A 19,618-nucleotide genomic window follows, 5' to 3' on the forward strand; every position below is an offset into this window, starting at 1 on the left:
TTGTGTGCCCATTACCACAAATTGGCTCTGTCATGATGACTGCTCTCAAAAGCCGCATTCTTCCTATTATTACCAATGAAATTACCATCGCTTGGATAGGTCTTTACTGTCTGGCGGTGGTAATGGGTTATGGGCGCTTTTTATTTACGGCCACCTTGCCTGATATCATGATTCAATTGTCGTTATCGACGGCCATTGCTGGATGGCTAGCTTCAGTTAATTATGTTGGCTACTTTATCGGTGCGCTCATCGCCATGTTTGTCCCGCAGCGACTCACGTGGCAAATGCTAATGCTATGGACGATTGTTAGTGTGTTCACGACTATGCTGCTCGTCGTGCCGGAGATGTCATTAAACCTATGGTATGTTATTCGTTTGCTAGCAGGTATCGCGAGTGGGGTGGCGATGATTTTGAGCTCATCATTGGTGATTCAAAGCTTTAGCAATGAGCGCCGCTCTGTGCTTTCGGCATTACATTATGCGGGGATAGGAGTAGGTATTAGCCTCTCAGCCGTATTGACTTGGTGGTTATTGTTGCTTGGCTATCATTTTGATATTATCTGGCTGGTAGCAGGCGTGAGTAGTTTGCCATTGCTCTGGCTACTCTATGGCATACGACTAATAAATGCAGATACAAATACAACTGCATCTGGCGAGACACGGCTGGCAAACTCATCGTCCAATGCTGCGCACCGATCTATACGCCAAACCTATATTAATTTTAAACGTTCATTATACGAAGCAGTCACCGGACATACCAAAGCAATTATGCTGTTGTCAGCAAGCTATGTGCTGGCAGGTTTTGGTTATATTACATCAGCGACCTTTTTGCCAGTAATGGCAGCACAGCGGCTTACAACCCAAAGTTATGCTGGGCTGCTTATTTGGTTGCTGGTTGGTATTTTTGCGATGCTGTCCAATCCTTTGTGGGGCGCGCTTGCTAAACGTATTGGTGAGACCAAAACCTTGATGGGTTTAACCTTATTACAAGCATTTGGGATGCTTTTACCTTTATGGTCCAAGGGTGCATTTGGCTTATACGCGAATGCGGTAATTTTAGGATTAACCTTTGTTGGTATGGTTTCAATGACCTTGAATATTATCAAAAATATCAATCCAGCCTACTCTAATTTGCTGATAGGATTGGCAACTTTGGCCTATGCGCTCGGTCAGTTTATTGGACCATTAGTGACGGTCGCATTAGCAGGGCAGGATGATAATTTTAATGCAGGCCTATTAGTCGCTGCTATTGGGCTACTAGTTGGACTTTTTCTAATAGCGCTATTTCGTCGGCAACGTAATAGTTATTCTTAAAAGTAGTTTTTTAGACAATGCTGCGGCTAAAAACTTCTCGTAACTCAAAGCTAGTATGTACTTGTGCAACGCCTTCAATACGATTTAGCCGATGTAATAAAAACTCCTCATAGTGTGCCATATCGCGTACTCGTACTTTAATTAAGTAGTCTTCAGAACGGCCTGTAACGATGCTGCAACTGATAACCTCATCGAAGCTTTGCACCTTTTTTTCAAACTGCTCAAAACGCTCAGCTGTGTGGCGATCCATACTAATAGCGATAAATATAGCGAGCGGATAGCCAAGCTTTTCTGCGTCTGTCTGAGTATGATAACCAGTGATAATGCCTGCGTCTTCTAGACGTTTGATACGGCGTGCGCAGGGAGTAGCTGATAGGTTAACGTTTTCAGCCAGCTCAGTAATGCTCATCCGTGCGTCAGTCTGTAATAGACGTAAAAGACGTTTGTCAATATCGTCGATAGTATGTGTAATCTGATGGGCAAATTGATTAACAGTCATCGTTTTTATCTAGTATTAGTGGTTTGCACTGATTATATCTATAAAATTAGCGATAATCACTAATAATTATTATAAAATTGTTTAATAAAGCTGCTTTTCACTTCAAAATCTTTGCTATTATAATGACATAACTATTATCTCTTATGATAACGCCATTTAGTTAGATATATATCTAGCTCATCATATCGTCTAAAAGGATTGATTATGTCTGACCAAGCCATCCGCAATGCGACCACACGTACTGCAAAGATTACGCCCAAAAACGCTGCTTTCGATTTCCGTAAATATCGTCCATTTGCGTTTGCACCTTCATTGTCAGATCGAACATGGCCAAGTAAAACTATTGAAACATCGCCAATATGGGCGAGTGTTGATCTACGTGATGGCAATCAAGCTCTGATTGATCCGATGACTATTGAACAAAAAATGCGCTTTTTCAAAACCTTAGTTGAGGTGGGTTTTAAAGAGATTGAGATTGGTTTCCCATCAGCCGCTCAGGTTGAATTTGATTTTGCTCGTAAACTTATTGAAGAAAACCATGTACCTGAAGATGTGACGTTGCAGGTATTGGTACAAGCGCGTGAGCATTTGATTGCACGTACCTTTGAATCATTAAAAGGCGCAAAGCGAGCCATTGTCCATGTCTATAACTCAACTTGCCGCATACAGCGTGAAAAGGTTTATGGTAAAGATAAGTCTGAGATTAAAGAAATTGCGATTACTGGTGCCAAGCTATTACAGCAGTATGCGGCAAAATATCCAGAGACAGAATGGGTATTCCAGTATTCACCTGAAAGCTTTAGCCAAACTGAAACTGAATATGCGGTAGAAGTCTGTGATGCTGTGTGTGAAGTTTGGCAGCCGCAGAACGGTCAGGAAGTTATTCTTAACTTACCAGCGACCGTTGAAGCGTCTATGCCTAATGTCTTTGCAGATCAGGTTGAATACTTCTGCCGTAATCTTGCGCAGCGTGAGCATGTCATTATTAGTCTACACACCCACAATGACCGAGGCTGTGCGGTTGCTGCTGCGGAGCTTGGTGTACTTGCTGGTGCAGATCGTATCGAAGGCACCTTGCTTGGTAACGGTGAGCGTACTGGTAACATGGATATCATGGTCATGGCGATGAACTTATTCAGCCAAGGTATCGATCCTGATCTTGATTTTAGTAATATGAGTGAGATTGTGCAGGTGGTTAGCGAGTGTAATAATTTACCGCTACATCCACGTCATCCGTATGTGGGTGAGCTTGTATTTACCGCCTTTAGTGGCTCGCATCAAGACGCCATCAAGAAGTCTCTCGATTATAATGAGAAGCATCAAGATCAAACTGATAATGTATGGGATGTCGCTTATCTACCCATTGATCCTGCGCATATTGGTCGCAGCTACCAAGATGTAGTACGTATCAATAGTCAGTCTGGTAAAGGCGGCGTTGCTTATATCTTGCAACGCAATTATGGATTTAATTTGCCGCGCTGGATGCAAATTGACTTTAGCGGTGTGGTACAAAAGCAAGCTGAAACCGCGGCGCGTGAATTACAGAATGATGAAATTTTGCAGACCTTTGAAGATACGTATTTGCAGCAAGGCAACTTTGAATTACTAGACTATAGTGTCAATAATAAGGGCGGCGAAGTTTACTTCAATGGTCAAGTACAGATGAATAGCGATACTATTACGATTGATGGAACAGGTAATGGGCCATTGTCATCATTCATTGACGGACTTGCGCAGCACACTGGTAAATCAATACACGTTATCAATTATGCCGAGCATGCTATCAATCCGCAGCATAATAGTGGTAATGGTATCGATGATGACAATAACAGCGATAACAAAACCAATGCCAATGCAGCAGCTTACATTCAGCTTAATGTTGACGGTGAAGTTTACTCTGGTATCGGTACTTGTAGCAGCACAGTATCGGCGATGTTAAAAGGCGCACTATCTGCATTTGCTCAAGCGCCAAGCATGACGGCAGCTTAAGTTTAAATAGTTAGACTTGAATTAAAGTACCGCCATATCTTTTAAAGGGACATGGCGGTATTTTTTACGGTTAATAAATATTAACTATGAACATCAACTATAAATAACAACTGTGTTTTTTGTTACTTTTTCAATATATAGATATATTAATGTAAACGTCATTGGATGACTTATTGGTTGTACATCCGACTACCTATAGCATAATGTTACTTGTGTGTTTGGTATCTAGGACTTACACTAATGTATGTACATAACTCATTATTATAAGTATAAGGTTAATTATGGAACCTATTTCGTTTGCTTCATTTACGTTAGCAGCTGTTTTAGCCTCACTACCTTCGAATAGCGAGCCTATTAGTCAGTCGGTAATTACAACGCATATTAGTCCTGCCATCGCTGGTCAATGGGAGATAGATTTAGATAGTGATGTTACCATGACCAAAGAAGCTGCAGCGAAGCAAATAGCGTCGGGTAATATTCAAAATATAGAAAGTAACGAGCCTGAGGTATCGGCTGGGGCAGTAGATGGTGTTTTGGGTCAAAGTGAACGCCGTGTCTTTAAGGTCGCACCCAATACAGCGACCAGCACTAATGTAAAAACAAAAAAATCTACTCAGTGCCGAGAGTTGTATAACTTTGGCTCAGACAATGAGATGTGGGCTGTGAGTGGTAAAGAATGGACTTACGGTCGCTATTTGGTGACGCATCGTGAAGAAGGTTTACCTATTATTGCTATCAAAACTGTCTATGATAATAATGAAGTAGATTGCTCAGGTAATAAAATTGATCAGACTGACGAGGCACTAATTGCTTACTTGAACCATGATGGTAATCAAATGCAGTGGTGTGCTGATCCTGATGGTAAGGAATGCTTTATGAATTTCCATAGAGTATTACCGTAATTAGGGTCTATTGAACATTCAGATATTAGGACTGCTGATCGCCAAAATCTCCAAACATCTAATCAAATCAGGTGTAAACCGACGATAATATTTACACCTTAGCTAGGTTTATAACAACGTTTGGAGTGATTTTAGCATCAGCCTTTCAGGGCATGGCTATTTTTTGCCAATACATGGCGAAATTGTCTAACCTAGAATGACTAGGCGTCAAAAATTTCACTGCGTATTGTCTAAAAAATAGCCACTGCCAGTTCCACATTTGAATGTTCAACAGACCCTAGCATGTTTTATATTTAGTCTAAGAAATATGTTCAACGAGCTGTAGTAAGTTACTTATAACGTGAAAAAAACTGTAACGCATAAAAAACCCGCTTTCTGATAAGAGAGCGGGTTTTTTATGTTTGTCACAATATCAATAAAAAGTTTTGGCTATTTCGCTGTTTTAGTTTTTTGCGATTTAAGTAGCTCTTCTTCAAGGTAATGTATATTTTGAGCCTCATTGGCAAAATCTTCATCGGCTAAGATCACATCACGATGCATAGGGATATTGGTCTTAATCCCTTCAATGACAAGCTCATCAAGCGCATGCAACGTCTTTGCAATCGCTTGTTGACGCGTTTGTCCATGACAAATAAGCTTACCAATCAGTGAGTCATAATAGCTAGGAATGTCATATCCAGGGTATAGATGGGAGTCAAAGCGAACACCAGCCCCACTAGGAGTATATAGCTGAGTGACCTTACCCGGTGATGGCATAAAAGTTACTGGGTCTTCAGCATTAATACGACACTCTATCGCATGACCTTGGACTTCAATTTCGCTTTGACGATACGATAAACCGTACCCTGCTGCAATTTTGAGCTGCTCAACGACCACATCAATACCAGTAATCATCTCGGTGATAGTATGCTCAACTTGCACCCGTGTATTCATCTCGATAAAGAAGAATTCGTTGTTTTCGAATAAGAACTCAAAGGTTCCAGCACCACGATAATTAACCAGTTTACAAGCTTTGACACAAGCTTGTAAGATAGGCTCACGTACATCATCAGGGATATCAGGAGCAGGGGCTTCTTCTAGTACCTTTTGATGGCGACGCTGTAGTGAACAATCACGATCATACAGATGAATAGCATTACCATTACCATCGCCAAGTACTTGAATTTCAACGTGACGTGGGTTTTGTAGGTAGCGTTCCATATAGACTGTATCATCACCAAACCAAAGCTCAGCTTCTTGTCTCGCTGCTTGTACCTGACCGATAAGGTCATCGAAACGCTCAACGACACGCATACCACGACCGCCACCACCGGAAGCCGCTTTAACTATTAGCGGAAAGCCAATATTACGTGCTTGCTCTTCAGCATTGTGCATCGTAACGGCGCCAACTGAACCGGGAACAGTCGGTACGCCTGCTTTTTTCATCGCATTGATAGCAGAAACCTTATTGCCCATCAGACGAATATGATCTGCAGTAGGACCTACGAAGGTTAAGCCAGCTTCTTCAATACGTTCAGCAAATTCAGCATTTTCAGCCAAAAAACCATAACCAGGATGAATGGCGTCAGCACCAGAGATTTCAGCAGCCGTCAAAATAGTATTGATATTTAAGTAGCTTTCGCTAGCATTTGGTTTGCCAATACAGATGGCTTCATCAACGAAGCGTAGATGCATGAGGTTTTCATCAGCGGTGGAGTAGACACCGACAGTCTCGATACCAAGTGCTTTACACGCACGTACGATACGTAGAGCAATCTCACCTCGGTTGGCGATGAGCAGTTTTTTTATCATAGGGTCATCCTTGTCAAAGCGGCGTTGATCAATTCAATCGTTATGGATTATTCATATAGTATGAATATTAACGAGATATTGAGCGTAACAAAGTAAGGTATAGCAGTACAATTAGGCTTTATAGCGTATAACTGGCTGGCCAAACTGTACAACCTCAGAGTTGTCCACTAAGATTTCATCGATGACACCACTTTGAGTGGCCTCAAGCGGATTCATAATCTTCATCGCTTCGATAATACCAAGCGTATCGCCAGCCTGTACTTTTTGGCCAACTTTGGCAAACGGTGGATCGTTAGGGCTAGGAGCAGAATAGAATACTCCAACCATTGGTGAAGTCTCAACGCTACCGGCTTTGACAGCTGCTTTGGCTTCAGTAGCGATAGGTGCTGCACCAACAGTAGGCGCTGCCATCATCGTTGGGGCTGGCGCATCGTAGTGACGGGTTAAACTGATATGCTCATCGTCTGAACTAACTTCTAGATTGACTAGTTCGTTTTCTTCCATGAGGGCGATTAGCGTGCGTATTTTTTCGATATCCATAATTTTAATGATGCCTTTTTCTAAAATTGAAGAAAGAAATAGTGTAACAAAATATTGTGTAATTGATTGCTAATGATACCTATATTCGGCGCAATGAGCAATCAATGTACAGTTGTTAACTGGAATTTTTACATATTTTTGACTTTAAGGCGAGTATTAGTAACATGCGTCTTATTTTTATCGAGCTTTTTTTGACAACATTGAGCTTCTCTTAACAGTCTTTTGATTACTGTTTACGTACTAGATATAGCGTTAAAAGGAAGATCCATTTTATAAAAGGTACGTTGTTCATCATAATCGATGTCGCTAATGAGCGCTAGCATTGGTTACTAGAAGCTACGATAGAAAATTATGCTAGAAAGCTGAAAACCACTCTTAATGTTATCTTAAAAAGCAGTCATTAGCTTGTTATCAAAATAAACAAAACGAATTGTTTAAGCCCACATTGCCGTTAAGCGTTTTTGTTGGTAGCGTAAGCGCAGGGTGAGTAGAATGGAAGATAGGAATAAACCAGTAATCAATGCCATCCAAAACCCTTGTGCACCAACATCTGTAAAACGCACTAGGTAAACCCCCAGTGGCAAAGCGACTACCCAATAGCAGAAAAGCGTTACCCACATCGGTATCGTTGTATCTTGCATTCCGCGTAATATACCGGCTACGTTGACCTGCCAGCCGTCAAACAGCTGATAAGCCAGCGCAAAAATTAACAGGTGCATGGCTTGTGCGCGCAGCTCAAGATTGTCCGTAAACGCTGCAGCCAGTTGTGGTCTGAACAACCATATCCCAAGCATGCAGACAAGAGCAATGAGCACTGTCCAGATAAGTCCCGTTGCTTGTACGTGGCGTAAAGCCAGCAAATTCTTTTCGCCAAAGCGATTAGAGACCATAATAGTCAATGCCATTGCAACCGATATAGGAATCATGAATAGCTGCGAGGTCACCGAAAGAGCGACTTGATGTGACGCTGTGGCTAATTCACCTAATGGACTAATAACCAATGCGCCTAAACTAAATAAGCTGGCCTCAAAGAAGATAGAAAGACCAATTGGAATACCAAGCTTAAGTAGCTTAGTTATTTGCTCACGATTGGGAGCCGTAAAGCTATAGAAGAAACGTGTGCTAGCAAATTGCTGACGTTTAGAAAAAGTAGTATAAGCGCCTAAAAGTAGCACGTTAATCCATAGTACTAATGCCGTTGCAACTCCGCAACCGGCACCGCCCATCTCTGGCATACCAAATAGCCCGTGGATAAAAATATAATTGAGCGGAATATCTGCCAATAGACCAATAATACTAATAACTGTGACTGGTTCAGGTCGACCGAGCGCCTCGCAGTAACTACGCAACACAGCATAAATGGCAAGGGCAGGGAAGCCAAAAGAAACGCCATGCAGATATTGAGTAGCTATCGGTTGGATATTTTCGGGGACGCCCATTATACTTAGGACATTTGGCATCAAATTGACGATAATAAAACCGCAAAGACCGATAACACTAGCCGTCCATATCGACTGCTGAGTGATATGTGGGACTTGGCTGTGTTTGTTTTGACCAATTGCTTCCCCGATTAGAGGAGTGGTGGCGATTAAAATACCTGTTGCCAATAAGAACAGCGGTAGCCAAATACCAGCACCAACAGCCACAGCAGCCAAATCAAGTGCTGAGACGCGTCCCGCCATAATGGAGTCAACGACACCCAGTGCAGCTTGGCAAAATTGGGTAATCAAAATCGGTAGCGCCAGCACGCCTAAACGTAAGCTGTAGCTTTTAAAATCTATAAAGGATAATGGCAAAACCATAGTTAGCAACTTTTCATTATTCACGTTGGTTATTATTAATATTCAAGTACTGCGATCAGTAAATCATTAGCGAGGCAGTAACATAGGAATCGTGTCGATGATAATACTCCGATAAATAATATGAGCAAGTCTATATAAGCAGAGTATGAAAGAAATGCAGATGCTAAAACAAAAATAACCCGTCAATCTACGAGATGCATTGACAGGTCAAAAGTAGATAGGATAATAAAGAGCTAGGGTATGATATCAACGCTTAAGAAGCGTCTGACATTTTTTAGAATAATTATAAATTTAACACTATGTTTATACTTCTAAAACCAAGGTCTATAACGATTCAGGTAAATCTTGCACCACTGCTTGATAACCAATCAGTTTATTATTCGCGTCAAATGCTTGCACGACAATAGCGTAATTAGTCGAAATATTTGGAATCACAGGCGTAAACAGGGTTTCGTTGTTGGTTAAGACAACATTCTGTACGTAACCGTTAGCACCAGACTCTGCTTTATTGACATTGATTTGACTTACCAATACCTGTTTGGTATTACTTGGATTCTGCCAAGTAACGATTTTTTGGCTACCATTACCAGTGATGTCGAGCATCATAGTACCCAGCTTATAATCAAGCGCATAGGTGGTAAAGTTAGAACGATCACTGAGGGTATAAGTCACTTTACAGTTATCTTCAGCAGCTGAGAGGGTAGTGCCACCTAGACTATCTTGATACTCAAAGCTACCGCGCCATGGTTTACCTGTTTGCTTATCTTCAAAACTACCTGCAAATGTAGTCATTAAGTTTGGCGTTTCAAGATTTAAATCATTGATATATTCTATATCTAAAAATTCTGCTGTATCGAGGCTACCAGTTACCTTACCTGTAATATAATTATCTACTTTAAAACCAGTATTAACATCGAGTGTGCGGTTTTGTTGGCAAATCTGCTGTTGATAACTAATGCGCCCATCAACACTGCCCGCGCCGTCGTTACTAATATCGAAATATATCGCCCCGATATCAATATCGCTATTATCACCATCATTGAGCTCGACGAAGTGACCGACATAGAGACCGCCACGACCACCCTCTGGTGTTAATTTATCTAAGAAATTATCCAATGATTCCTCTGGTAAAAATACAGACTCCAGAATCTTAGCCATACTTTTTTCATCATCAGTCAGCTTGTCTTCGACTTCTTTGACTTTATCTTCCACACGATCGTATTCGTTTTTAACTTGGTCTTCGATACGGTCGTACTCTTCTTTGACTTTATCACCATCGCTGCCACAGGCGCTTAGCGTAAGCCCCAATATACTGACAGTTAATACAGATAGTACGAGTTTGGGTGCGCTCATAAATGAGTCCTAGAATGTGAAAATAGTTTAGACAAAAGAACTAAGGCGTAAATCTAGGGCGTAAATATAGCAAACTTTGATAAGATAGTGATAGAAAAACCTTAAAGTGGTTTTATCTCATATAACTACGTAAAAAACTTGTTTGTTTTTTATATATGCAAATTATATATTGTCGATACAAGCGTTCATTACTCGCACTCATTACTATCTGGCACTAGCTCCAATGTCTCCGCCATATCTATAATAGCCTGCCAGTGTTTGGGCTCAAGCGGTATAACTGTCAATTGCTCGCAGCCCTTTCTAAGTAGTAATGAATCCTCAAGTGTAGGGATAAATTTCAGTTCAGATAGTGGTAAGGTTTCTTTAAAAGCTTGTTCAAAAGTCACATCGACCATATACCAGCGTGGTTCTTCTTCGGTTGCGATGGGGTCGTAATGCCGATGTTCAGGATGAAACTGGGTAGGATCAGGGTAACCAGCTTGGCTTACAGTCATGATGCCAGCGACGCCAGATGGTTTTGCGCTTGAATGATAAAAAAACACTTTATCACCTACCTTCATATCATCGCGCATAAAGTTACGAGCGCGGTAGTTGCGCACGCCGTCCCAACATTCTGTGCCCAAACGTTGTAGGTCTTCAATTCCAAAAAAGCTTGGATTAGACTTCATTAGCCAATATGCCATATCATGTATCCTAATATTTGTCATGTGATATTAAAGCTGTTACGTAGGTTGTTATAAGAGTGTTTGCACGATTTTCTATAACCTGTGCCTTATAAGTAAAGTTTATATATTTTGCCTGTCAGATGGCATTGTTGATAGTAACGTTTGTTGATACAAGCGTTTATGAATAGTTATAGTTAGTTCAATATAAAAAAGACACGTTAATAGACTAAATTAGTAAAGACAGTGCTTTTCTTTCATGTACGTAGCCGTTATCCTAGCCGTATTTTTTGCAGTTTGCCGCCGCTTTTTATTGAATAAGTTTACGTTATGTCCAGATCTGAGTTCGATAATATTACAACGCCATCTAATGCTACGAGTACTTCTTGTATAGAAGCAATAGTCATACCGTTGGCGCTATACATTCATATTCCTTGGTGTGTGAAAAAATGCCCTTATTGTGACTTTAATTCGCACGAGTTGGGCGCTGATGTACAGTTATCAATGTATGATGAGTACGTAGATGCGCTCTTGCTAGATGCGCAGATGCAGCAGCCTCTAACTCAAGGGCGTCAGATTAGCTCAATATTTATTGGTGGTGGTACACCGTCATTATTACCGATTGTACAGTATCAGCGTTTATTTGCCGGTTTACGAGCCTGCTTTGAATTTGCGGATGATATTGAAGTTACCATGGAGGCGAACCCCGGAACTTTGGAGCATGCGCCATTCGCTGAGTATCTAAAAGTAGGTATCAATCGCTTATCTATCGGGGTACAGAGCTTCGCTGCTGATAAGTTGCAAACACTTGGGCGTATTCACGATCCTAAGCAAGCAACAGCAGCTATTCATGCTGCTCGCGCTGCTGGTTTTGAGCGGGTAAATGTAGACTTAATGCATGGTTTGCCGCAGCAGTCACTCAGCGAGGCATTATATGATATCCAAACGGCGCATGATGCTGGCGCAACGCACATCTCTTGGTATCAGCTGACAATTGAGCCGAATACCGTATTCTATCGCAGTCAGCCTATCCTACCTGATGAAGGTAGCTTGGCTGATATTGAGGATGCAGGGCAGGCGCTGCTACAGCGTCTGGGTTATGATAACTATGAAGTATCAGCATGGGCAGGTGAGTCAGATAAGCCATGTCGACATAATGTCAATTACTGGCAGTTTGGCGATTATTTAGCAATTGGTGCTGGCGCGCACGGTAAAATAACCATAAATGATGGTTCGTTAGATAACAGTGTGTCAGGTTTATCAAAAGATAATGAGACGCTCTTAGAAGCAGGTATTTACCGTTTTAGCAAATCACGCTCTCCAAAAGACTATATGACTTATCAAGATATCCCAAAAATGGTCAATTGGCTGCCAATTGCTGACGATGAGTTGGTCAGTGAGTTTATGCTTAATGCGCTACGTTTACATGAAGGAGTGACATGGTCGCTATTTGAATCGAGAACAGGACTGAGCTATGAGAGCATAGCGCTGCAAGTGAATAAGCTAGTCGAGCAAGGCTTATTAATGAATAATACTGAGCTGTTACAACCAACTTTATTAGGTCGTCGCTATTTAAATCAGATATTGCACGCATTTTTATAAGGCTTACATGCTTAACATTTTATATATGTGCTTATAATGACAGTGATTCATAAATTACTGTTATTAAGAATCAAAAAAAGGCTTACCAAATGGCAAGCCCTTCAAACATTTAATCTAAAATGTGAAACTTAGATTTTGTTTTGAACTTCTTGAGCACTACCACTAACAGCGTTACCAGCACTTGATACGTCTTGGCCTAGACCTTTGAAAGTGTTGCAACCAGTTAATACAAACATAGCGGTCAATGATGCGATAATTACTTTTTTCATAATAATGTCCTCAAAGTGAATAGATTCATACGATGGAAGTAGTAACACTAAGCATTTTGGCTAAGTATTACTAACTAGATACAGGATAAAACTGCAAAATCATGATATCAGCCAAACATTGATATAAATGCTGTTCTGATGTCATCAAACTGTCTTGATATCCATTGCAGCCATGATAATCAAAGTTAAAATCTGTGCACAGTATCAAAATGTAATTATTGACAATAAACTGTAACTTTTAATTACGAAAGGTAGCAATCTATTTTACCTATCTGTTATTTGATAAGAGCTAATGAAACATAATTTAAGCGGTTAATAGCCTGTAGATGTCGTGAATAAAATCAATCTTCTCTAACCCTATTTATGGAAAATCTATGACCATTCATATTGTGCTAGTAGCGCCCAAAATGCCTAGCAATACTGGCAATATTATTCGTTTATGTGCCAATAGTGGCGCACAGCTGCATTTAGTGCAGCCATTGGGCTTTGAGCTGGATGATAAAAAGTTGCGACGTGCTGGATTGGATTATCATGAATACGCACACCTGCAAGTACACGCTGATTGGTCGGCAGCGAAGCAGGCGTTACTTGAGTCAGGTTGTCAAGCAATCACAGCGTTGACGACTAAACTTAGTACACCATTTTATGATTATAATTTCATGGCGCAAACAAATACTAATACCGACAATACACCAGCGGTAGCGCCTAGCGTAGCACTGGTTTTTGGTTCTGAAACTGCAGGTCTAGCGGATGATATACGTGAAGATATTGGTGTTGATAACTGGTTAAGATTGCCGATGTTGCCCGACTCCCGCAGTCTTAACTTGTCTAATAGTGTGGCAATATGCCTCTATGAGGTATGGCGGCAGCAAGGCTTTAATGGCGATGAAGGTCGCAGTATTGGCTATGAGACCCTCACTGTCTATGATCCAAAATAGTACTTTATAAAGAAGTGGTTTTTATAAACAGTTAGGCGGCTTTGGTAGGCCAGCCAAGCGATTGACATGACGGGCGACTAAACCAGTATGAAATAATTGCTGCAGTTTTTGGTTGCTGATATCGTGATCAGGCAAAGTCTTCTGCAACCATTTAATTAATGGACGGGTAGCTGGCGAGTGATTGAACTTAGCAAAAAAAGCACGTACTTGTTGTAGGATGGCTAGGTGCTCGTCGTTTAGCCTTACATCTAATGTATCTGCCAATTGTTGAGCGATATCAGGTGTCCAAATACTATGGTCACAAAGATGGCCGTCTTGATCTAGAGCGATGTTAGATATAGTAATATTAGATACAGTCATAAGGCGATTGTCACTACTTTATCAAACTGTGGGTCTTGGGTCATGGTTACCCAATCATCATCAGTTAAAACACCAGTTAGCTTGGCGTTTAAGTTTAGCTTGGCAGTCGTGTTGTTACTAAGCTGTGCGACATCATCAGCTAGAGCATAAATGCCAGCGATACCTTCTATATCACTATCACTTAAATAGGCATGAAGCCATTCAATAAAAGCGACAGTCGCGCCTAACAAGATAATGCTGTCACCAGCGCGCCATGTTAGTGCCATTTCTTCTGTGCTGCGCCTGAGTCTATCCATTGTGCTGTGTAATTGGTATAAAGTTGCCATATTAATTTTCCGAATGATTGCAGATAGCAAGTTAGTATCTAGAGAGAGATATCGTTAAAAAGCTAGGATCTGCTCAAAATCTTGTGAGTTAACGACTTCTGGTATTAGCGTAAGCTGCGAGGCCAAGTCACTTGGTACCATTCCTGTAAGCCAACCGCTAAATACATCCTCAGGTAGCCAAGCTGGTGGCATGTCATATAGTTCAAGAGATTGAATCATACCGTGCAAACGAGACTTCGGCTGCATTAATAATCCAAAGACAGGGGCGTCTAAATAAAGCTGTACCTCATGACCGAAAGTTGCAAGCGTCAAGGCGAGGGCACAGCCTTCATAACTTGCCATCTCCGTTGCAGTGCGCAGCTGAATGAGTAATTTCATAGGTTACTTCTCATTATTCATGATTAATATTTGTGCTCAATTGGCACTTAAAACTGTATTAGACGGCAGTTGCCTTGCATCATCATCGCAAGCTCGCTAAGTCCAACTAAATGAAAGCCATCGGCGATATTTTCACCATTCAGCTGATGGCGTGCGCTGTTATCGTTATCACTAATACCGCGACTAAGCGCGGTGCTGACGCATACAGGTAGCGAGAGCTGGTATTGCTTAGCAAGCGCTTGCCATTCTTGAGTTAAGTCGGTCTGGTCGGCTGACTGCCAGCGTAAACGATTGGCCATATGCGCCGCGTCAGCATAAAAAAAGACATTTAACGACTGCGTATCGTTTTCAACGACTTCCTGCTCATTATTCTTATCAGCAGGTTGTATTTGTTGCAGCTTTACTTGTTCTAAAAGGGCACGGGCATAACGCAGCGCCAACTGAGCAAGCGGCTGGCTCGGATCAGTAGTAAGTAGGAGTAGCGGGGTAGGTTTGTTAATTGTAGGCATGGTCATATACGTAGTATCGCCAGTTATCGGTTATTATTAATATTGAAAGAAAGATGGTTGAATATAAATAACGAGATTTTATCTCTATTCAGCTTTGCATTTATGTTGATTATCATGCATTTTAGTTGTCTATCTAGTATTCTTCAACATCTTACTATCAAAAGAGTTGTCCCTAGTTTAAGTTTTAAGTATTCATGCTACCATAAAGTTGACCCAGTCAAATGCTGTATGTATTTTAATAAGCAAACTTATAAAAATACAACGACTTATCTAGTGTGACCATCTCGTAAGAAAAAACTATGAACAATCATGCTTGGTTCAGGTAGTCTTATAGTCCTATGCTGTACGGAGCTCTTATCATTATGTCACCAGCTATGCCATCTAATAAATCTAATAACCAAGGTTATCAGCCCACACCCGAACAGATACAAGTCTTAAGCACTGCAAGTGCTTTTGCCTATCAGATTTGGGAAAGTCGAACGATCTCTTGCCAGACGTTTTTGCGCAGTTATTCACTTAATCAAACGTTGACGCGTCAGCAGATAGATGACCTTATTCAGGATTATACTTTAGATGATAACTATCAGCTTGGTGATGAAACAACAGTGATGAGAGGTCTGCGCAATCTGCGAAATCTATTAATGATGCGCTGGATTTGGCAAGATGCATTGGGAATGATTGAGCTTGAGCAGTTGACTGATGAGCTTTCTGAGCTTGCTGACGGCTGTATTCTATTTGCCAAGGATTATACTTATCAGCATCTAGTCGCCCAATATGGTCAACCGACTTTTATTGATGCAACAGGTGTAAAGCACATGGACGATATGGCAATTATGGCCATGGGTAAGCTTGGCGCGCATGAACTAAATTTATCGAGCGATATTGATTTAATCTTCGTCCATCAAGCACGTGGCGAGACTGATGGAGATAAGGCACAGGGCACGCGAAGTATTGATAATAAGCGCTTTATGACCCGTCTTGGACAAGGCATTATTAAGCTCTTGGATAATTGTACGGCAGATGGTTTTGTGTTCCGAGTAGATATGCGTTTGCGTCCATGGGGTGATGGTAGTGATTTGGCTATTCATCTGTCAGCATTACAAAAGTATTTCGCCAATCATGGTCGGGCATGGGAACGTTTTGCTTGGCTAAAAGCACGCGTAGTTGGTCAGATTACGCCGCCGTTTTATGACGAGCTACAGTCGCTCATCAAGCCATTCGTTTTTCGGTATTACGTTGATTATAGTGCCTTTTCAGCGCTGCGTGAGATGAAGTCGCTCATTCAAAACCAAGTCGCACAGCGAGAAGACTTAGATAATATTAAGCTTGGTGCCGGTGGTATTCGTGATATCGAGTTTATTGTACAAGCCTTTCAGCTTATTTATGGCGGTCGTCATCCACAACTGCAGGTTAAGTCATGCCTGCAAGCAATGGAGGCACTATGTGAGCTTGAATATCTTGAGCCTCCTACCTATGAGCAGCTACAGGCGGCTTATCGGTTTTTACGTCGACTTGAGCATGGCATCCAAGCGATTAATGATCAGCAGACCCAGCGCCTGCCACATGATCTACAGTGGCAGCACAATTTGGCCATTACTTTAGGCTTTGAGAATTGGGAAGCATTATTAACAACGCTTAATCATCATCGAGACAATGTAAACCTACCATTTGAACGTATGGTAACTGAACGACAAGTACCAGCTCAAGAAGATAACAAGCTTGAGCCTGTTAATCTTGATGAACAAATTGCAAAGCTTGACACGGTATTGACAGAACAGAACCGCGCAAAACTAGAAACTTTCTGGCAATCGAAAATGGTAGCCAACCTAAGCGATGAAGCTAGAACGCGTCTAGATGATGCTTATCCAGTAATCATTCATGCTTTGCTTGCGCATCAAGAACAACAGCAGTTGGCCAATAGCGCACTACCGCGCCTGATCGCTTTGCTTGAGGCAATTTGTCGGCGCTCAATCTATCTAGTAATGATTGCAGAAAACCCTAATGCCACGGTTGAGTTGATTCCGATGTTGTCTGCCAGCCCTTGGATTGCCAATGAGCTGGCACGTTATCCTGTGTTACTTGATACCTTTTTACAGCAGCGCTATCGTCATCTGCCGGACAAGCTAGAGCTACACGACATCTTGCGTCAGCGTCTTTTGCGAGTAGAGCCTGATGACGAAGAAGAGTTGCTTAGTGTGTTGCGTTTGTTTAAAAAGAACCAAGTACTGGCCGTTGCGGCTAGTGACGTCTTGGCTGAACGGCCCATTATGAAAGTATCAGACTCCTTGACCTACATTGCAGCCGTCGTGCTAGAAGCCGCACTTGAACGTGCTTTTGCAGAATTGGTCAAGCGTTATGGTTATCCTATCGCTCAAAACGGTGATCCAGTAACCGAAGCGGATTGTGGTTTTGCTATTATTGGTTATGGTAAGCTTGGTGGCCTTGAGCTGTCTTATTCCTCTGATTTAGATTTGGTGTTTTTACACAAGATAAAAGAGCAGGGAATGACGACTGGTGAAAAGTCAGTAAGCGGGATGAAGTTCGCCGCACGCCTGGCTCAAAAGCTCATGACTTATCTCAATACGCAAACGCGTGATGGACGCGCTTATGAGATTGATATGCGTCTGCGACCATCGGGTAATGCAGGTATGATGGTGGTTTCTTGTCATGCCTTTGAGACTTATCAGCGTGAAAAAGCATGGGCTTGGGAGCATCAAGCATTGGTTCGAGCACGGGCAATATGTGGCGACAAACGTGTAACAGCGCTTTTTTGTGATATTCGCCGTACGATATTATCACTGCCACGTACGCTTGATGAAGTGCGTACAGAAGTAACAAGTATGCGCATCAAGATGCAAAAGCATCTGGGCACTAGCCAGTGGCAGCAACAAGCAGGCAAGTTCCATCTCAAGCAAGACGCTGGTGGCATCATTGATATTGAGTTTTTAGCGCAATTTGCGGTACTCGCGTATTCGCATGAGTATCCAAGCCTGACTAAGTGGAGCGACAACGTGCGTATCTTTGAAGAGGTCGCGCTGCTTGGCATTTGGGAGGAGCAAGTCTGTCAAGATTTGACAGATGCTTATTTGCGTATTCGCGCTGCCACCCATCAGTTAGCATTGGCTGAGCAATCATTGTTGGTGGATGAGTCATTGTGGACAGAGACGCGTGCGCTGGTGCAAGCTCAGTGGCAACATCTTATGGGTGTTCCCCCAAGAGAAGAGAAATAAGTTTTTCTACCAAAAGTGATATAAACAAAAGCCATGCAGTGACAAACCAAAATATTTCATTTGCTTGGCCTGCCGATGATATAATCATTTGCACACTAATACGGACTCAGTGTAAGCATGCAATTTTAATTAAAATACTTACTTAAAACTCAACAAAAAAGTTAGTCGTCAGTACTAACATAAGGATCTTTACATGAATATGGCAACACAGGAAGGCAAGCTTTGGATGAATGGCACAATGGTTGAACAGCCCGATGCCAAAGTTCATGTACTTACCCATAGTTTGCATTATGGTATGGCTGTGTTTGAAGGCGTACGTGCCTACCAGACCGCTGACAAGCGCACGGCGATTTTCCGTTTAAAAGACCATACCGACCGTCTGCTAGGTTCTGCAAAAATCTTCCAAATGGACGTACCTTTTGATGCCGCTACTTTAGAACAAGCGCATAAAGATGTAGTTAAACAAAATAACTTAGCAGAAGCTTATATTCGTCCACTTATTTGGGTTGGCGCAGAAAAGCTAGGTCTATCTTCGCATGGCAACAGTATCAATGCGATGGTTGCTGCTTGGCATTGGGGCGCTTATTTGGGCGACGAAGGTATCCAAAACGGTATCCGCGTCAAGACATCATCGTACACACATCACTTGCCTAATGTCACGATGTGCAAAGCAAAAGCCTCTAGTAACTATCCAGTATCTATTATGGCAAACCAAGAGGTTACTCGTAATGGTTACGACGAAGCTATCTTGATGGATCCGCAAGGCTATGTCTGTCAAGGTGCAGGTGAGAATTTGTTTTTGGTTAAGAATGGTGAGTTACATACTCCAGATCTAGCTGGTGGTGCACTTGACGGTATCACTCGTCGCACTATTATTCAGTTCGCTGCTGACCTAGGTATTAAAGTTACTGAACGTCGTATCACTCGTGATGAATTCTATTTAGCAGATGAAATCTTTATGACGGGCACAGCTGCTGAAGTAACACCTATCCGTGAATATGATGATCGTACTATTGGTAACGGTGGCCGCGGTGAGATCACCGAAAAGCTACAATCCTTATATTTTGATGTGGTGCATGGTCGTAATGAAAAATATATGGATTGGTTAGACTTTATTGATTAATTATCAATTTATTTAAAGAAACTAAAAAGGCT

General features: G+C 41.8%; 18 protein-coding genes. 7 read left to right on the forward strand and 11 right to left on the reverse strand.

Going from position 1 to position 19,618, the window contains the following annotated elements; translation table 11 throughout:
• Nucleotides 1–32 precede the first annotated feature (32 nt).
• Complete coding sequence (locus AAEY87_RS05425; RefSeq protein ID WP_068327414.1) at nt 33–1,313, forward strand: YbfB/YjiJ family MFS transporter; 1,281 nt, start codon at nt 33–35, stop codon at nt 1,311–1,313.
• Between the two features lie 10 nt (nt 1,314–1,323).
• Here the strand turns inward: AAEY87_RS05425 and AAEY87_RS05430 are convergent, their stop codons facing one another.
• Nucleotides 1,324–1,812: an Lrp/AsnC family transcriptional regulator gene (locus AAEY87_RS05430; RefSeq protein ID WP_068327417.1), complete on the reverse strand. Its 489-nt coding sequence runs from the start codon at nt 1,810–1,812 to the stop codon at nt 1,324–1,326.
• A 204-nt stretch (nt 1,813–2,016) separates the two neighbouring features.
• Here AAEY87_RS05430 and leuA point away from each other — a divergent pair, with 204 nt between their 5' ends.
• Complete coding sequence (gene leuA, locus AAEY87_RS05435) at nt 2,017–3,801, forward strand: 2-isopropylmalate synthase (protein ID WP_350656263.1); 1,785 nt, start codon at nt 2,017–2,019, stop codon at nt 3,799–3,801.
• A gap of 281 nt (nt 3,802–4,082) precedes the next feature.
• Nucleotides 4,083–4,703 (forward strand): hypothetical protein, encoded by a 621-nt coding sequence (locus AAEY87_RS05440; protein WP_068035573.1) that lies wholly within the window; start codon nt 4,083–4,085, stop codon nt 4,701–4,703.
• A 429-nt stretch (nt 4,704–5,132) separates the two neighbouring features.
• On the opposite strand, the gene accC is transcribed toward AAEY87_RS05440, so the two are convergent.
• The 5 genes from accC to AAEY87_RS05465 all read right to left on the reverse strand — a co-directional run bounded on the left by accC (nt 5,133) and on the right by AAEY87_RS05465 (nt 10,872).
• Complete coding sequence (accC, locus tag AAEY87_RS05445; protein ID WP_350656264.1) at nt 5,133–6,494, reverse strand: acetyl-CoA carboxylase biotin carboxylase subunit; 1,362 nt, start codon at nt 6,492–6,494, stop codon at nt 5,133–5,135.
• 111 nt (nt 6,495–6,605) lie between these two features.
• A complete protein-coding gene (gene accB, locus AAEY87_RS05450) occupies nt 6,606–7,034 on the reverse strand; it encodes an acetyl-CoA carboxylase biotin carboxyl carrier protein (protein WP_068035577.1) in 429 nt (142 codons plus the stop codon).
• A gap of 434 nt (nt 7,035–7,468) precedes the next feature.
• The gene (locus AAEY87_RS05455; protein ID WP_068035579.1) at nt 7,469–8,836 is read right to left on the reverse strand and encodes an MATE family efflux transporter; all 1,368 of its coding nucleotides are present in this window, start codon (nt 8,834–8,836) and stop codon (nt 7,469–7,471) included.
• Between the two features lie 324 nt (nt 8,837–9,160).
• A complete protein-coding gene (locus AAEY87_RS05460; RefSeq protein WP_350656265.1) occupies nt 9,161–10,189 on the reverse strand; it encodes a hypothetical protein in 1,029 nt (342 codons plus the stop codon).
• 188 nt (nt 10,190–10,377) lie between these two features.
• On the reverse strand, nt 10,378–10,872 hold the full coding sequence (locus AAEY87_RS05465) for an EVE domain-containing protein (protein ID WP_068327428.1): 495 nt from the start codon (nt 10,870–10,872) through the stop codon (nt 10,378–10,380).
• Between the two features lie 309 nt (nt 10,873–11,181).
• Between AAEY87_RS05465 and hemW the strand changes: the two genes are divergently transcribed.
• Nucleotides 11,182–12,453, forward strand: coding sequence for a radical SAM family heme chaperone HemW (gene hemW / locus AAEY87_RS05470; protein ID WP_350656266.1), 1,272 nt, complete (start codon nt 11,182–11,184; stop codon nt 12,451–12,453).
• A 128-nt stretch (nt 12,454–12,581) separates the two neighbouring features.
• On the opposite strand, the gene AAEY87_RS05475 is transcribed toward hemW, so the two are convergent.
• On the reverse strand, nt 12,582–12,722 hold the full coding sequence (locus AAEY87_RS05475; protein WP_068035587.1) for an entericidin A/B family lipoprotein: 141 nt from the start codon (nt 12,720–12,722) through the stop codon (nt 12,582–12,584).
• A 374-nt stretch (nt 12,723–13,096) separates the two neighbouring features.
• Here AAEY87_RS05475 and AAEY87_RS05480 point away from each other — a divergent pair, with 374 nt between their 5' ends.
• Nucleotides 13,097–13,660: a tRNA (cytidine(34)-2'-O)-methyltransferase gene (locus tag AAEY87_RS05480; protein WP_350656267.1), complete on the forward strand. Its 564-nt coding sequence runs from the start codon at nt 13,097–13,099 to the stop codon at nt 13,658–13,660.
• A 21-nt stretch (nt 13,661–13,681) separates the two neighbouring features.
• On the opposite strand, the gene AAEY87_RS05485 is transcribed toward AAEY87_RS05480, so the two are convergent.
• The 4 genes from AAEY87_RS05485 to tusD are packed head-to-tail and all read right to left on the reverse strand — an operon-like array spanning nt 13,682 to nt 15,233.
• Nucleotides 13,682–14,020: a TusE/DsrC/DsvC family sulfur relay protein gene (locus AAEY87_RS05485; protein ID WP_068035591.1), complete on the reverse strand. Its 339-nt coding sequence runs from the start codon at nt 14,018–14,020 to the stop codon at nt 13,682–13,684.
• On the reverse strand, nt 14,017–14,346 hold the full coding sequence (locus tag AAEY87_RS05490; RefSeq protein ID WP_350656268.1) for a hypothetical protein: 330 nt from the start codon (nt 14,344–14,346) through the stop codon (nt 14,017–14,019). Before AAEY87_RS05490 ends, AAEY87_RS05485 begins: the two co-directional genes overlap by 4 nt.
• 54 nt (nt 14,347–14,400) lie before the next feature.
• Entirely contained in the window at nt 14,401–14,724 is a 324-nt protein-coding gene (locus AAEY87_RS05495; RefSeq protein WP_350656270.1) for a hypothetical protein, read from the reverse strand.
• 47 nt (nt 14,725–14,771) lie between these two features.
• Nucleotides 14,772–15,233, reverse strand: a complete 462-nt coding sequence (gene tusD / locus AAEY87_RS05500; RefSeq protein WP_068327448.1) for a sulfurtransferase complex subunit TusD — start codon at nt 15,231–15,233, stop codon at nt 14,772–14,774.
• Nucleotides 15,234–15,595: 362 nt separating this feature from the next.
• Between tusD and glnE the strand changes: the two genes are divergently transcribed.
• The gene (gene glnE, locus AAEY87_RS05505; RefSeq protein WP_350656272.1) at nt 15,596–18,463 is read left to right on the forward strand and encodes a bifunctional [glutamate--ammonia ligase]-adenylyl-L-tyrosine phosphorylase/[glutamate--ammonia-ligase] adenylyltransferase; all 2,868 of its coding nucleotides are present in this window, start codon (nt 15,596–15,598) and stop codon (nt 18,461–18,463) included.
• A gap of 193 nt (nt 18,464–18,656) precedes the next feature.
• The gene (locus tag AAEY87_RS05510) at nt 18,657–19,586 is read left to right on the forward strand and encodes a branched-chain amino acid transaminase (protein WP_068327454.1); all 930 of its coding nucleotides are present in this window, start codon (nt 18,657–18,659) and stop codon (nt 19,584–19,586) included.
• Nucleotides 19,587–19,618 lie beyond the last annotated feature (32 nt).

It is taken from the genome of Psychrobacter sp. S1-30-MNA-CIBAN-0213, from assembly GCF_040309845.1.
Lineage (GTDB): Bacteria > Pseudomonadota > Gammaproteobacteria > Pseudomonadales > Moraxellaceae > Psychrobacter.